Source organism: Acinetobacter sp. A1-4-2 (genome assembly GCF_040233925.1).
GTDB lineage: Bacteria > Pseudomonadota > Gammaproteobacteria > Pseudomonadales > Moraxellaceae > Acinetobacter.
Genome location: NZ_CP157981.1, coordinates 425,489 through 441,186 on the forward strand (window position 1 = coordinate 425,489; position 15,698 = coordinate 441,186).

The 15,698-nt window shown below is 43.6% G+C and carries 13 protein-coding genes and 4 tRNA genes; 11 read left to right on the plus strand and 6 right to left on the minus strand.

Annotated features, from left to right (window positions below):
• Window positions 1–80 precede the first annotated feature (80 nt).
• Complete coding sequence (locus ABJ384_RS02070; protein WP_349928597.1) at window positions 81–1,253, minus strand: acyl-CoA dehydrogenase family protein; 1,173 nt, start codon at window positions 1,251–1,253, stop codon at window positions 81–83.
• A 189-nt stretch (window positions 1,254–1,442) separates the two neighbouring features.
• On the opposite strand from ABJ384_RS02070, the gene ABJ384_RS02075 reads away from it, so the two are divergent.
• From ABJ384_RS02075 to ABJ384_RS02095, 5 genes are all read left to right on the plus strand, one after another.
• Window positions 1,443–1,700 (plus strand): succinate dehydrogenase assembly factor 2, encoded by a 258-nt coding sequence (locus ABJ384_RS02075; protein ID WP_086195757.1) that lies wholly within the window; start codon window positions 1,443–1,445, stop codon window positions 1,698–1,700.
• Entirely contained in the window at window positions 1,693–2,079 is a 387-nt protein-coding gene (locus ABJ384_RS02080) for a hypothetical protein (protein ID WP_349928599.1), read from the plus strand. The genes ABJ384_RS02075 and ABJ384_RS02080 overlap by 8 nt, the downstream gene beginning before the upstream one ends.
• Window positions 2,080–2,595: 516 nt before the next feature.
• Window positions 2,596–3,651, plus strand: a complete 1,056-nt coding sequence (locus ABJ384_RS02085; protein ID WP_349928601.1) for a hypothetical protein — start codon at window positions 2,596–2,598, stop codon at window positions 3,649–3,651.
• Between the two features lie 90 nt (window positions 3,652–3,741).
• A complete protein-coding gene (gene rrtA / locus ABJ384_RS02090; protein ID WP_349928603.1) occupies window positions 3,742–4,311 on the plus strand; it encodes a rhombosortase in 570 nt (189 codons plus the stop codon).
• A 184-nt stretch (window positions 4,312–4,495) separates the two neighbouring features.
• Window positions 4,496–6,694, plus strand: coding sequence for a TRAP transporter large permease subunit (locus ABJ384_RS02095; RefSeq protein ID WP_349928605.1), 2,199 nt, complete (start codon window positions 4,496–4,498; stop codon window positions 6,692–6,694).
• 62 nt (window positions 6,695–6,756) lie between these two features.
• On the opposite strand, the gene ABJ384_RS02100 is transcribed toward ABJ384_RS02095, so the two are convergent.
• The 5 genes from ABJ384_RS02100 to rnr all read right to left on the minus strand — a co-directional run bounded on the left by ABJ384_RS02100 (window position 6,757) and on the right by rnr (window position 12,987).
• The gene (locus ABJ384_RS02100) at window positions 6,757–7,629 is read right to left on the minus strand and encodes a DMT family transporter (protein ID WP_349928606.1); all 873 of its coding nucleotides are present in this window, start codon (window positions 7,627–7,629) and stop codon (window positions 6,757–6,759) included.
• A gap of 56 nt (window positions 7,630–7,685) precedes the next feature.
• Window positions 7,686–8,114, minus strand: coding sequence for a hypothetical protein (locus ABJ384_RS02105; RefSeq protein WP_349928608.1), 429 nt, complete (start codon window positions 8,112–8,114; stop codon window positions 7,686–7,688).
• A 13-nt stretch (window positions 8,115–8,127) separates the two neighbouring features.
• On the minus strand, window positions 8,128–8,337 hold the full coding sequence (locus ABJ384_RS02110) for a YheV family putative zinc ribbon protein (protein ID WP_171263178.1): 210 nt from the start codon (window positions 8,335–8,337) through the stop codon (window positions 8,128–8,130).
• Window positions 8,338–8,378: 41 nt separating this feature from the next.
• A complete protein-coding gene (locus ABJ384_RS02115; RefSeq protein ID WP_349928610.1) occupies window positions 8,379–10,418 on the minus strand; it encodes a M3 family metallopeptidase in 2,040 nt (679 codons plus the stop codon).
• 148 nt (window positions 10,419–10,566) lie between these two features.
• Complete coding sequence (gene rnr, locus ABJ384_RS02120) at window positions 10,567–12,987, minus strand: ribonuclease R (RefSeq protein ID WP_349929692.1); 2,421 nt, start codon at window positions 12,985–12,987, stop codon at window positions 10,567–10,569.
• 264 nt (window positions 12,988–13,251) lie between these two features.
• Here rnr and ABJ384_RS02125 point away from each other — a divergent pair.
• The 6 genes from ABJ384_RS02125 (at window position 13,252) to ABJ384_RS02150 (ending at window position 15,575) form a co-directional block, all read left to right on the plus strand.
• Window positions 13,252–13,343: transfer RNA gene (locus tag ABJ384_RS02125), tRNA-Ser, on the plus strand.
• A 15-nt stretch (window positions 13,344–13,358) separates the two neighbouring features.
• Window positions 13,359–13,435: transfer RNA gene (locus tag ABJ384_RS02130), tRNA-Arg, on the plus strand.
• Window positions 13,436–13,492: 57 nt separating this feature from the next.
• Window positions 13,493–13,569: transfer RNA gene (locus ABJ384_RS02135), tRNA-Arg, on the plus strand.
• Window positions 13,570–13,929: 360 nt separating this feature from the next.
• Window positions 13,930–14,006 (plus strand) — tRNA-Arg (locus tag ABJ384_RS02140).
• Window positions 14,007–14,400: 394 nt separating this feature from the next.
• Window positions 14,401–14,898 (plus strand): YcxB family protein, encoded by a 498-nt coding sequence (locus tag ABJ384_RS02145; protein WP_180080449.1) that lies wholly within the window; start codon window positions 14,401–14,403, stop codon window positions 14,896–14,898.
• Window positions 14,899–14,936: 38 nt separating this feature from the next.
• Window positions 14,937–15,575, plus strand: a complete 639-nt coding sequence (locus ABJ384_RS02150) for a fumarylacetoacetate hydrolase family protein (protein ID WP_349928612.1) — start codon at window positions 14,937–14,939, stop codon at window positions 15,573–15,575.
• Window positions 15,576–15,698 lie beyond the last annotated feature (123 nt).

Below are 15,698 nucleotides of genomic sequence, written 5' to 3' on the forward strand. Positions count from 1 at the left end.
CAAGTTGTCAGCTTTTATTCTGCTGCAAGCTGCTACAGATAGAGCACCAAGCATTGAACCGGCATAGAAATAAATGTTGATTATAGCGAACGTGAAATCAGTTCTTTCATGATTTCATTGGTACCAGCATAAATGCGATTGGCACGGTTATCGATATAGGCACGTGCAATCGGGTATTCCATCATGTAGCCATAACCGCCATGCAGCTGTAGGCATTCATCCACGACTTTAGAAAACATTTCGGAAATTTTGTATTTCGCTGCTGCCGCTGCATCAATACCCAATTTTTCTTCAAGCTGTAATTCCATACAACGGTCTAAATAAGCACGACAGAAATCAATTTCAGTGCGTAATTCTGCCAGTTTAAAGCGGGTATTTTGAAAAGCACTGATCGGCTTGCCGAAAGCTTGTCGCTGTTTGGTGTATTGCACGGTATGCGCGAATGCTGCTTCGGCTCCCGCCTGACAAATGATGGCGACCAACATGCGCTCCCATGCCAGTTCTTTCATCAGCATTATAAATCCCATACCTTCCATACCGAGTAAATTTTCTTTGGGCACGCGGACATTATCAAAGAACAATTCACAGGTATCTTGTCCTTTCATGCCGATTTTATTTAAAGGTTTGCCTTTACTGAAACCGGCGCGATCTGCCTCAACCATGATTAAGGACAGGTTGGCTGAACCTTTATCACTGCTGCCCGTTTTGCAGACCACAATCACCATGTCACACAGGTAGCCATTGGTGATAAAAATTTTGGAACCATTGATGACATAATCACTGCCATCTAAAATAGCAGAGGTACGTACTGCTTGCAGGTCAGATCCAGTTCCGGGTTCGGTCATGGCAATTGCAGTCACTGTTTCACCCGAAGCCATTTTGGGGAGCCAATTTGACTTCTGCTTTTCATTGCCAAAATTGCAGATGTAATTGGCCACAATATCCGAATGTAGCGAAAAGCCTGTGGATGAATCCATGGCATAAGCCTGTTCTTCAATCAGGATCATACTGTAAAGACGGTCTACACCCGAACCTCCGTATTGTTCCGGCATGGTGGCACAAAGTAAGCCCAGTGCACCGGCCTTGTTCCACAAATCCCGGTCGACATGCTGTTGCTGTTCATATCTGGCAGTATTGGGAACCACTTCCTTTTCATAAAATTTGCGTACCGTTTCACGGAAAGCTGCATGTTCGGCATTAAACAAATGACGGGGCAGCATATTGGCTAAAGGTCGAATCGCAGCTGATTGCATTATTATTGTGTCCATCTAGAAATATGTTGTTTGATAAAAATTAAAAGATTGACGCATAAGCGACAATGAGATGAATGCTCAAATGTACAGATAAAATGATGAATTTGGTCAATTCGGGCAAATGGCTCGAAATAGAGGGGATGGATAGGGTAAACTAGCAAAAAATTTCACACTGTTGGGGAGCTAGCTATGAGCGAAGAAATCAGCTTGGAAGAACGCAAAGTCATTTATCGTGCTCGTCGCGGTTTAAAAGAGATTGATGTTTATTTTGACCCTTATGTAAAAAATTATTATCTACAGGCAGATGCAGCAGAGAAAGAAACTTTTGCTGAGTTGGTCGCGCAAGAGGACCCAGATCTGCTAGATTGGTTTATGGAAGTGTCTGAACCGCCACGTCCAGAAATGAGAGCATTGATTGCCAAGTTGAAACATTACGTCCATGGCTAACCGTTGTTTTCAGCTGAAACGCAGCCGTCTGGCCTGCATATTTCAGCTGAGCATTTTTACTCTGTTGATTGTACTTTTGCAGCAACTCTTGCCCGTATGGCTATGGTTGCTGTGTATTGTGCTAGGTGTAATGATCTATGCCTATGGCTTGAAAGTCCCTCAACCGATCTGTTTGGAATATTTGCATGCACGTGAATGGTCACTGTCGCATTTAAAATCGCAACAGGTTAAACGTGTGTCGGTTAGTCATTTGATTGATCATCAGCTTTATATTGTGGTGTATTTCCAGCATTTTCAGGAGAAGCCACTCTTGATTTGGGTTGATCAATTGCCTTTTAAGCAATGGAAAGCACTGAAAAAACTGGCTAAATTAAGCTAATTGTTAGACAGTTGTATAAAATTTATTTTAATTAAATTATTTATAATCAAATATATAGTTATATTTTTTGTTCTTTGTAAGACAGTTTGATGAGAAAAATCACAAATGTTGCAATTGTCAGACAATTTTTCCAGTGAATTATTTCAGCTAAATGTAAATTAAAACCACCAACAGTAACTGAGGAAATCATTATGGTGATTCCAACTTGGATGTTTCTGGTGATAGCAATTGTTTTGGCGATTGTTATTGGACGACTAGGAACAGTGCTGAAGGATTGATTTGCACAACATGAAAGCCGTTAGGCTTTGACCCCTTGATAAGTAGCATGTGCCGAACCGTCGCAATGCTACTTTTTTTTGCCCAAATTTTTTAACTTGATGGAATACAGTCAATTTTCCGTACGTCATTTCGTGGCACAGTAGCAAACCAAATTAGAATGAATACTCTTTTATTCAAATTTTGCATCTGCTATGTTTAGGTGCTATGGACATAAACACAATTATAGAGGACAGGAAAATGTCGCAAGTCCAAAAAATATGCCAGGGTATGGCAGCCATCATCGTTACAAGTTCTTTATTATCAGGTTGTTCTCAAGTGGTTAAATCAGGGGCAAACATTGCCCTGGGTTTTAGTGAGAAACATATTGTACCGCCTATCTTGGCCATGGATGATGCTGATATGGCATGCAATTCAGGCAATGCCTTAACGCCTGCTATTATGTCCACCAAAGATATGGGGGCAGACCCAACCCGTATTGCGGTTCTTTTATATGCTTCATCAGGAATTTGTGCTGAAAATCAGGCCTTGGAAGCAGAATTGCATTATTTACGCGCTTCTAAAGCGGGGCAAGTTTCAGAAGCACAAGATGCCCGTATCCAGCAAAAACGCTGGGCTGCCATTGCTGCACAGCGTCAGTATGCAGGCTACCAGCTATTAGAAAAGCGTTGGGCGACAAAATATAACAAGGCCCTAGGTGATGGGTGCCCAAGAATGAAAAGTGACCTCGATCAAACGGTATATTTAATGGGAATGATCAGTGGCTTACAAGCCATGACCAATGACATTAACTCAGGCGGTGCCATCAATGTACCGAAAGATATTGCTGCCGTTGTAGAACGCGGCATGGTGTGCCTGGATAATGCCAAATTCTGGGGTGCGCCAGAAGCTGCACGTGCAGTCATTTGGACCTTGCTACCGGGTGCGGGAGATGGTAAGCCCGACCCTTATCAGACTTTAAAACAGTCGGTGCAACTGGGTGAACAAAAAGGTGTACGCTTGTCACATGCCCTGTATGCGGTCGCAGCTCAAGCCAGTGGCGATGATGCCAAGATTCGTGATGCACTGAAAGCATTTGCCACAGCCCGCTCTGAAGAAAAACCGGTTAATCCACAGTTCAGGCTGGTAGACAGTATGGCGCAAAATATGGTGCAGGGGATTTCAGACCGTTACTGGACTGAACATACCGGCATCCGCTCCAGTGATGATGGGATGCAACGTTTCTGGGATGATCAGGATAATTCTGCAGAACTGGATGATTTATTTACTGAAAATGAGACTGCCGCATCCTCTTAAGTTGAATGGGATGAAAGAGAATATAAGACAAGATGGGTTGGAATGATGTTTTATTTTTAATCCGTTATTTCTAAACTGGGGGGCATGCCAATGAAAAACCCGTTTCTAATGCAAAAGATTATTTTTATTGCATTTGTAATGTCTTTTTCGGCATGCCTTCAAGTTTTTGCAGATTTATTTATCTATTGGCAAGCTGATTTATTTAAAGAATTCTGGCGTTTATGGACTGCCCATTGGGTACATGTGGGATGGATTCATTATCTGCTCAATATGCTAGTTTTTGCCTGTTTACCTTTCATCTTTCCACGCGTCAAAATCTGGCATTTCGTTGCTTTACTTTTACTACTTCCGCCATTTATCAGTCTGTGTTTTTATTATTTTTTTCCGGATATAGAAGCTTATGCCGGCTTGTCTGGAGTCTTGCATGGCGCTTATGTCACTGTTGCCTGTGTGCATCTGTTGTATAGAAAAGAGCGCAATTTTGCTGCCTTGGTGTTGTGCCTGATTCTGGGAAAACTGCTTTGGGAAAATACGGTGGGCAGTGTCGGTACAGCGGAACTGATTGGAAGTCCGGTATTGGTCGAAGCACATTTATTAGGAGTGGTTGGAGGAGTAGTCATCGCCTTGGCCTATGTTTTATGGGAATATTTTGTTGAATAGTGGCAAGATTGACATTTAAAACAGAAAAGAAAATACATATTGTCATTTTCATTGATATCCAGTTAATGCAAATTTGTTGATAAGAATAAATAGATTGAATAGAGAAAGGATGTTTTCTATTCAGAAAAGGAAAGTGGCATTGCTAAAGTTGTGGCAATGATTAAAAGAAAAAATAGGAATGCACATGCAAAATGCTGAAAACAGCAGATCAGGATTAGGTCTGTTACGTTATATATGGACAGAGTGGATCTCGACTTTTGTCATTCTATTACTACTTTTACTCACACTCATCATCGGTACTGGTGAGATGATTCATGGTCAGCTATTACGTGTGGGTGAACGTTTGTATGGCAATGAAGACATTGGCATGCAATATTCTTTTTTACGTGCAGAACCTGCCAAGCCAAGCTGTGACTTACATCCGGATATTGATGCGCAAGTACAAAAACAAATGAAAGCCAATGCCAATGATGAGTTCGCCGATATTTTCGGGACTACATCGGAAGCAGATGTACGGGCTTCGGTTCTGGCAGGGCAGCAACAGTGCCAGGAAAAGTATCAGTTCTATGACAAAGCCATTCAATATATGGATGATCATCCAACGATAAGAACTTACCGTACCCTAGAAACCTCATTCTTTGGTATTTTTAAATTTGGTACTGAAAATCGTGTCATTATTTTATTGCTGATGGTTGTGGTTGCCGCAATCACTGCTTCAGTCAAGTTTCATCATATTGGCTTACGTGCTCCAACCACCAAGCTGGATTATCGTGTTTATGCCCTGTTTATGGCATTGGGTAATGGTCTGCTGACAGCATCGGTACTCAGCCAATACCATTCCATTATCAACTCAGGTGTGACTTCGACTTATGAAACACTGACGGTTTACTGGCTGTGGATTTTCCTATTTATTAGCTTAACTCTGATCAGTCTGTTACAACTGTTTAAACCACCTATGGCTAAACAGGAAGCTAAGGGCAATCTGGGGCTGGCTTTACTGAGTGTACCTTTATATGCCTACATGGCATTGGTGACCGGGCTTGTGTTTACCTTTGTCATGGATTATCCAATGGGGCAAGGGATTTACCTCGGAATTCTGGTGGAATTCTCTGGCATTTTCTTAAACCTGGCACTGTTTATCTGGGCGGGTATGTTATTGACCCAAACCCGGGTGATGGATTTATTCCTCGGTATTTTACGTCCCTGGAATTTGGCCCCTGAAACCCTGACCTGGCTGATTTTGATTGCGGCGGCGATTCCAACCGCCTATACCGGTGCTTCGGGAATTTTCGTGGTGGCAGCAGGTGCGATCATCTATAAGGAAGTGTGGAACTCGGGTTCTCGCCGTCAATATGCCCTGGCTGTTTCCGCCATGTCAGGCTCGCTGGGGGTAGTGATTCGTCCCTGCTTGCTGGTGATTCTGATTTCCATGCTTGACAGCCGACATGTAACTTCAGATGAGCTGTTTGATCACGGCATTTATGTATTCTGGTTGACAGCTTTGATTTTCCTGGGGGTATCCCTTTATCTTGCGGAAACACGTTTCCGTGTGAACTTGCCTAAAGTGGCGGTACCGGGCATGCTGAAAGCCATTGTGCCGGTAATTCCTTATATCGTGATTACTGTTGTTGTCATTTTAATGTATACGATGGGTCTGGATACTCAAATGGATGAATTCACTGCTCCGGTGATTCTGCCGATAATCCTGATTGCTTACATTATGTTTGATAAATGGTGGGGTGACCGTTTTGTGACACCACCAGACCGTCATGCAGCTTTAACCCTGGAACATGAAAAACAGTCGACCTTTATGCGCGAACATACACCGCATGGGGGAGAAAAATCACACGGCTTTACCCATTCCATGTGGTTTGCTTCAGCAGAAACCGTTGGACATATTGGTGCACTGATTATCCTGATGGCTTTGTCTGCAAGTGTAGGCGGTCTAATTGAACGTAGTGAAGTAGTTGAATTGTTACCCACGCATCTGGGCAATATCTATATTTCACTGGCCTTTATTGCCCTGCTGCTGGCAATTGTCGGGATGACGACAGATCCCTTTGGTGCGGTCATTCTTGTGGCTGCCACCATTGCACCCGTGGCCTATGAAAATGGTATTCATCCAATCCATTTCTGGATGATTGTACTGGTTGCATTTGAGTTGGGGTATGTCTCTCCGCCCGTGGCGCTGAACCATCTGCTGACCCGAATGTCTGTAGGTGATGATGAGGTCCGTGCTGCCGATGCGGAAGCAAAGGTGAAATACACCAAGTTCTATTATCGTTATGAACGCTGGTTGCTACCGATTATGGTACTGTTCCCATCCTTGCTGATTGTGACTTATGCGCCGTATATTTTTAAACTGTTCGGTTGGTATCATTAATTGATCATGCTAAAAAAGCACCTTTGGGTGCTTTTTTATTACAGAAAGAAATGGCTGAATGATTAGACTGAACGTTTTTGCACCACGGGGCTGCACAGGATAATCGCACCCAGAATCAGTCCGAAACCCATTAAACTATAATGATCCGGTGTTTCATGCCAAAAGATAAAGCCCCAGATCCCGGCAAAAATAATGGCAATATAATTCACCGGGCCAATTTGTCCGGCAGGTGCGAGTTTATAGGCATTGGACATGAAAATCTGGCTGATATTGGCCAGCAGTCCCGCACCAATCAGAAAACCCAGTTCAGTCCAGGTATAATGACGCCATAACCAGAACATCGGAATCATGGAAATGAGGGTGCCGATAAAGCAGAAATAAAACACGATTTTTTCTGGCGATTCGGTACTGGTAAGTGCACGAACCGTCACAAATGCCATGGCAGCCAGGAAGCTCGCCCCCAGGCCAATGACCGACATCTGGTTAAACATGCCGGCATCGGGTTTGGCCACAAAAATGACACCGACCAGACCAATGGCTGCTGCAAGCAGCATAGATTGGGTGATTTTTTCTTTCAGAAATAGCCAGGCAATCAGTGGAATAAAAATCGGGGAAGAATAGGTAAACACCATGGCATTCGACAGCTTTAAATGGGCAATCGCATAAAAGAAGCCATACATGGCGACCAGCCCGATCACGGCACGCCAGCTATGCATCCAGATTTTTTCGGTTTTAAAAAAGCCAATTCCTTTACGGTGAATAAACGGCAGAAAAATAAACAAGCCGACAAAGTTGCGAAAAAATACAATAGTGGGATTATCTACCGTGTGTGAGGCATAGCGAATACAGACTCCCATCAGAGAAAATAAAAAGGCAGAGCAGGTCAGTAAGGCAAGTGCTGTAAACAGGTTCCGATTGCTGGTCGGTAGGGACATGAAAGAAATCAGCTAAAACATGTGCTGATATTTTAGCTGAATATTCAACTATAAAATTATTGTTTTTGAGCCAATTGAGCTTCGAGTAATTTAATCTGTTCTTCTTTCAGTGCAATCAGCTCATCTGTGTCGGCGTGTTGGGCTTTTAGCATGGCTTTCTGTTCATTTAACTGGCTTTGAATATCATCCAGTTTGGCCACTTCTTCTTTGGCGAGTGATTCATTTTCTGGAACAGCTTCTTTCAGAATTTTTTCATCCACCAGCTGAATGGTTTTCTGCTCGGCTTTAGCAAGCGGTTCAGCTGGTTTTTCAGCTTTAGCCGCAGGTTTTGCAGGAGCCGTTAAACTGGCTCCTTCATGTTCAGGCAATGTTTCGTTTGAAGTTGCAAAAAACCATTGATAGGCCAAAAAAAGCGCAATGATTGCAACTAATCCCCCCATAATGCCCAATAAAAGTTTTGGGCTATTTCTTTGATCTAATGTCATATTGAACCTGTTTTTATTTAGGCTGACGTGGTTTGAACTGAATGACACCAATCTCATCCGGCAGTTCCGGCATTTGTGGTTCTTCGACATGTGTTGGCCGGTTTTCGCTATAGCCACAGTCAATACATTCAATCCATTCATCGTCGCCAGAAGTTAGCATGACAACCCGATCCAGTGCTTCACATTTTGGACATTTAGCACCTGCAATGAAACGACGTTTGATAGTCATCATCCTAACCTTCTGAACAATCTTAGACAGTTAGTTTAAGCGTTTTTAGAGGGCTTCGTCCAACCTTGATGACGTAATAACGCATCTATTTTTGGCTCGCGTCCGCGGAAATTGATAAACGCGTCAAGTGCTGTATCTTTTCCGCCAACTGCTAGAATAAATTGACGAAATTCTTTTCCGGTCTGCACATTAAAGATTCCTTCTTTTTCGAAACGGTCGAAGGCATCACTGGCCAAAACTTCGGCCCACTTATAAGAGTAATAACCCGCAGCATAGCCTCCGGCAAAAATATGGCTAAAGCTATGCTGGAAACGGTTATAACTGGCTGTCGGTGCGACCGCATATTTTTGGCGAATTTCGTCCAGTGTCGCTTGTACCTGTTCGGCATTTAAAGCAGAACTGTGTTTGTGAATCGACAGGTCAAACAAGGCAAATTCGATTTGACGCAAGGTTTGCATACCAGACTGGAAGAAACGGGCATCCAGCAAGGATTTAAGCAAATCTTCTGGCAAATGCTGCCGGGTTTCGATGTGTTCACTGAGCAGATCGAGGCTGTCAGTATCCCAGGTCCAGAACTCCATAAACTGGCTTGGTAGCTCGACTGCATCCCAATCTACGCCGTGTGTACCTGCCACGGCAATATGGTCGACTTCGGTCAATAGATGATGCAGGCCATGACCAAATTCGTGAAACAGGGTGTTGACTTCATCATGGGTGAGCAGCGCAGGTTGATCGCCGACTGCAGGGGTGAAGTTGCAGACCATGTAGCAAATCGGTTTTTGCAGGCCTTGTCGGGTTTGCATGCGCGAGCGGAAGCCGCTCATCCAGGCACCACCGCGTTTGCCACTACGTGCATACAGATCGAAATAAAAACCGCCGACTACCTTGCCTTGATCTTCCAGTTCAAAATAGCGCGCATCTGGATGCCAGACTGGTGCTTCACGTTCCACAATGTTGATGCCGTAAAGACGATTTACAATACTGAACAGGCCTTGCAAAATCTTGGGTGCAGGGAAATACGGTTTCAGTGATTCCTGCGATAAATTGAACTGTTGCTGTTTCAGTTTTTCCGAATAATAACCTGTATCCCATGGCTGTAATTCGAGAATGCCATCCTGAATGGCGATGGTTTTTAATTCGGCAATTTCTTTACTTGCAGGGGTTCGTGCATGCTCAGCCAGATCAACCAGGAACTTATCTACAGTTTCGACATCCGGCGCCATTTTGCTGGCCAGCGATAACTCGGCATAGTTGTTGAAACCTAATAACTGTGCCATTTCATGACGCAGACTCAAGATTTCTTCCATCACCTGGGTATTGTCAAATTCAGGATGCTCATATAGGTCCGAAGCACGCGTGGTATAGGCTTTGTATAACTCTTCACGTAAGCCACGGTCATCGGCATAGGTCATGATGGCCAGATAAGCCGGAATGTCCAATGTCGCCACGGGCTGATCCAGTTCGCGTTGCTGACCATATTGTTTGAGCAGATCGATGCTGCTTTGCGGTAAACCTTTGAGTTGTTCTTCAGTTAGAGGCTTGAAGTAGATTTGTGTGGCATCTAATACATGGTTGGAAAAGTCAGATGATAGCTGGGACAAACGGGCAGAAATTTCTGCATAACGTTTTTTCGCTTCACCTTCTAAAGCCACGCCTGACAGTTTGAAATCACGTAGCGCCAGTTTAATGGCACTTTGATGGGCTGCAGGAAGTGTATTAAATACAGGTGCATCATGCACATGTTGATAGCTTTGATACAGCACGGTATGTTGACCCAGCTGGGTGTAGTATTCACTTAATGCCGGAAGTAAAGACTGGTACAGTTCACGTGTTTCCGTATTATTCATCACGGCATTGAGATGTGAAAGCACACCCCAAGCTTCGCTCATGTTGTTTTCCAGCGTATCGACCTGTTCCAAGACATTGAGCTGTGCCTGAGCATCTTCCGGAACCGCGGTTAAATCTTTTAAAAAACTTTGTCCTTGTTGAATGGCTTGTTCAATCTGTTGTTTTAAATCAGCCAGTTGAATCTGGTCAAATTGTGGAACGGGCAAGGTCGCCTTTTCTAAAGTCATTTCTAATACGCCATATCATTTATAAAGTTAATAGTAGATGTAAGGCTTAGAGAAGGTTAAATCAAGGGCTATTATTTTTCAGTCGGTAAATACTTTCTAGATTAGACTCAATAAAAAGCCCTACCGAAGTAGGGCTTTTATCAGAAAATTAGTCTAGCTTAGCTTTCGCATTCGACTTTTTCTTTTTCGGTTTGGATTTTTTCTTCAGCTTGTCTTTGGCTTTTGCATCCGATTTGGCTGAAGATTTTTTATCTGACTTTTTAGCTGGTGCAGCAGATTTGGTTTTAGGCTTTTTCTTGCGAATCGGTTGTTCACCATCTTCACTGACCACGGCTTTCGCACGCGGGCTAAATACTTCTTCTGTTGTTGTCTTGGCCACACGTGGCGCGCGGCTACGAATAGCACGGCCGGCATGGGTTATTTGTTGCAACAGTTCAAAGTCAATTTTGCGATCGTCCAGATTTACCGCAGCCACCTTAATTTTGACTTCATCGCCCAGACTAAAGGTTTGACCACGTGCCTGACCGATTAAGCTTTGGCTTGGCTGGTCATAGACAAAATAGTCATCGCCCAGTTGGCTGACGTGGATCATACCATCAACATAGAGGTCTTTTAATGTTACAAACAGGCCAAATTCAGCCACTGCACTGATCACACCGACAAATTCTTCAGCTAAATGCTGCTTCATATAATGACATTTCAACCAGGTAGTGACGGAACGGGAAGCTTCATCGGCACGGCGCTCGGTTTGAGAGAAATGTTCTCCGGCATCATCCAGAGCGGCACCGGAAAGCAGGAAAGGCTTTTGTTTTAAATGGGCTTTGATGGCACGGTGCAATAACAAGTCCGGGTAACGGCGGATCGGAGAGGTGAAATGGGTATAGGCCTCATACGCCAAACCAAAATGCCCGGCATTATTTGCACCGTAATAGGCTTGCATCATCGAGCGTAACAGCACCGCATGAATGCTTGGAGCATCAATACGGTCTTTGGTGGCTTCAATCACCGCCTGATAATCTTTTTGCGTTGGTTGTTCCGGGAAAGGCAGGCCGAGCAATTTCACATATTCACGCACTTTCTGGATGCGTGAAAATTCAGGTGGCTCATGTACACGGTATAACATCGGAATGTCATTTTCCAGGGCATATTCTGCGGCTGCGACGTTTGCCAATAACATACATTCTTCAATTAGCTTATGCGCTTCGTTACGTGTACGTGGCAGAATTTCATTAATGCCACCTAACTCATCAAAGGTCATGTAGGTTTCGACTGTTTCGAATTCCATGGCATGACGCTCTGCACGTAAACCTTTCAGGATCTGATACAGCTGGAACAAGGTATTCAGCGATTTGCGTACATCACGATCTTCAGGAACTGCTTTGCTGTCGCCATCAAAATACTGTGCCACCTGAGTATAGGTGAGACGCGCTTTGGAATGCATGACTGATGGATAGAATTCAAAACCAGTGACGCGACCGGCACGTGACAGTTTTAGATCACAGACCATACAGAGACGGTCGACATGCGGATTCAGCGAGCACAAGCCATTGGAAAGTGCTTCCGGCAACATCGGCAGCACAAAGTGCGGGAAATAGACTGAAGTGCCACGTTCTTTGGCTTCATCATCCAGTGGTTTATCGTTGCGCACATAATGGCTGACATCGGCAATGGCAACCACCACGCGGTAACCGCCACCTGGACGTTTTTCGGCATACACGGCATCGTCAAAGTCGCGGGCATCTTCACCATCAATCGTCACCAGTGCCAAATCACGTAAATCGATCCGGCCTTCACGATCCTGGGCGGAAGGTTCTTTAAAGTGTTCTGCATCGCGAAGCACTTCTTCCGGGAATTCATAAGGCAAGCCAAATTCTAGAATGGTTTGCGGAATAATGATTTCGGTATCGGCTTTGTCTGCCATGGATTGCACGATATGACCGGTCGCAAGTTCTTCACGTGTTGGATAGTCATCAATCGCTACACGAACCGAATCACCTACTTTGACCTGGGCATGTTCAATCAGTTCTTTTTCCAGGGTAATCGGTTGATGGGCATTCGGATTGGCCGGCTGAATAAAGTATTCGCCATCGTGAACAGCCACTTTACCAATAATCTGTTTTACCCGATGTTGCACCACTTCGGTAATAAAGCCCCAAGGCTTACCTTTGCGGTCGACCGAGGTTTGACGAACCTTGACGCGGTCGCCATTAAAGACCAGACGCAGCTCGCGTTCAGGCAGTAAAAGATCTTCATGATCGGCAATCGAGGCACTGCCCAGACCTTTGGAATTGATATACACGGTGGCTTCATGCGTCGGCTGGCTGGCGGCAAGCTGGAACTTATAGCCATCTTTCATCAACTGGCCATCCCGAACCATGGCGATCAGGCGGTGACTGAGTGCATCAATACTTTTTTGATCTGCAATTTCAAAATGTTCTACTAAATCAGCATGAGATTGTGGTGCTTGTAATTTTTCAATCGTTTCAGAAATCAGAATACGGCTAGGAATAGGATTTTCATAGCGTTCAGCTTCAGCTTTAGCTTCAGGATCGACCCAATTTTTCATAATGTCTTTGGCTTCATGTCAGAAGATAGGATTAGCATAAGTCATGCTGCAACAGACTGCACGTAAATGATTGCAATAATGTGTTTTTCAGTTCAAATTTTGGGGTAAGGCTGAATATTTCACGGTCACCAGCCATAAAACAGACAGAAAAGGGCAGAGCAAAGTCGTAAATTGTTTAAAAAATAGATGATTGATTAAAAATATCAGAATTTTTTGAAATCTGACTTGAAGAAATGAAGTTTAATTTGTATTATGGCGGCTCGTTACGGTGAGGTGGCCGAGTGGCTGAAGGTACTCCCCTGCTAAGGGAGCGTGGGTCTTAAAGCCCACCGAGGGTTCGAATCCCTCTCTCACCGCCACGAATAACTTGAAATGCGCTCATAGCTCAGCTGGATAGAGCACTTGGCTACGAACTAAGGGGTCGGGAGTTCGAATCTCTCTGAGCGCACCAATCAAGTTAAATGTGGTAATTTTTATAGTAACGAATGCTGCAAAGCAACTCAGGTACGCGCTCATAGCTCAGCTGGATAGAGCACTTGGCTACGAACTAAGGGGTCGGGAGTTCGAATCTCTCTGAGCGCACCAACTTGAACTCATCGACAGATGTAAAACTGGAAGAAACCGCACATGTTGCGGTTTTTTTGTGTCTGAAATTTGGTGTAACTTAATCTTGTCAATTTTTCCATGAGTTGGGAAGTTTTTGAAAAGCATCTCATCTTCAATATTTACTTCAGATATCTGAAGTAAACCTGAAATAAAAATGTGCGGATGAAATTTATTATCTTTATCTCAAATCAATCTGTGTAATCATCAAAAAACAAATTTTGTTTAAAAAATAGATGAAAAATCCAATTTTGCCCAATAACTGTTCATTTGATTGCAGATTTGTGAAAAAGCACTTAACAGAATGTTAAAAACGCGTATAATGCACCACATCAAGACGTCGCGCTCATAGCTCAGCTGGATAGAGCACTTGGCTACGAACTAAGGGGTCGGGAGTTCGAATCTCTCTGAGCGCACCAACTTGATCACATCGACAGATGTGAAGTTGAAAGAAACCGCTTAATTGCGGTTTTTTTGCACCTAGAATAAATTAAATGTATTAAAAAATTATTTCATCTGTTGTTTAATCTTTAATACCACTAACTATGGTATTGCCATCTATTGATCTAACATGTCGTGATAAGACACATTTCGCGTTGCTCTCCACTAACAGCATCAAACAGATTTCCTAGACTGTTAAGATAATGGGAACGCAGCTTAAAATCGAATAGAAGATTGATCACTCCCAATCTGGCTAAAACTTTATATTCTGCATTGCTGCCTGATGTAATTTAGGTTGGTAAAAACAATAAGGAAATGACGGAATCTGGTGTAATATCTAGCACAATTGTTCGAATAATTTGATGATGAATTATGTCAGAGACCAAGCCTGCTGTATCGGTACGTTATTCCTTAAGTCTGGAAGAATCGCAAGACGGTTTTGCTCTTGCGACTTTTGGTAAAAAGCAGATTACCCGTTTTATTACCCCATTGGTTAGTATCGGGATTATTATTTGGGGATTTTATCTCGGCTTTAATGGCGTCGGTCGCTATTATGTTGCGCTCGGTGCTTTCTTTTTAATTTTGCAGCTGATTATGCGTTACTGGTTTTTACCGATGATGTTTAAGCGTCAATTTGTAAAATACCAGTTTGGTAAAAGTGAGCAAGGCATCGAGTTGTTTCAGGATCATGCCGAAATTTATGCCAATGGTCGTAAACAGATTTTTAACTATAGTGAAGTGCAAAACTTTGCTGTGGGCAAGCTGACCTATATGATTGAATTGAAAAATCGTACTGTGGTGATTGTACCGAAACGTGCCTTCGAGCAACCGGCCGATCAAACCGTATTTGAAAACACATTTAAAAAGTAAGCTTGAAATAAAGTAAAAGTGCAATAAAAGGGAAGATCATGAGTACACGTCCATCTAAAATTGTCTGTGTCGGTCGTAGCTATGCAGATCATGCCAAAGAATTAGGCAATGCCATTCCTGATCGTCCAGTTTTATTTATCAAGCCGCCAAGCAGTTTGATAACTTTAGAGCAGGGTATTTCATGGAACCCGGCTTGGGGAAATTGTCACTATGAATGTGAACTCAGCCTGCGGATTGACCGTACTTTGAAAGCAGAAACTGATCCTGCCAAAGCCTTGCAAGCTGTCGGTGCAGTGACTTTAGGTCTGGATTTAACGCTACGTGATTTACAGGATGACTTGAAAAAGAAAGGTCAGCCTTGGGAACGTGCCAAAGCCTTTGATGGTTCATGTGTCTTGGCAGATTGGGTGGACGTGGCTGAAGTCAAGGACTGGAAAGATGTCCATTATACTTTTCAGGTGAATGATGAGCTGCGTCAAAAAGGCGATACGTCTTTGCTGATTTTTGATATTGCAACCTTGCTGGCTGATATCAGTCAGGTGTTTACTTTAGAGCCGGGTGATGTAGTGATGACGGGTACGCCTGCAGGTGTGGCTGCATTACAATCAGGCGATCAACTGAAAATGACATTGCAAGGTCAAAGCCAGGATTTTGTCTGGAAAACCTTTGTTCAATAAGTGAAAAAGCTGAGTAAAAAGGCTGTTTGATACCACTAATGTCCCATAGTTGAATCTCAGTGTTAGATTTGTGAGTGTGGCAAGGATGCCACACATTCCCCATCACGACAGGATGTCGTGTAT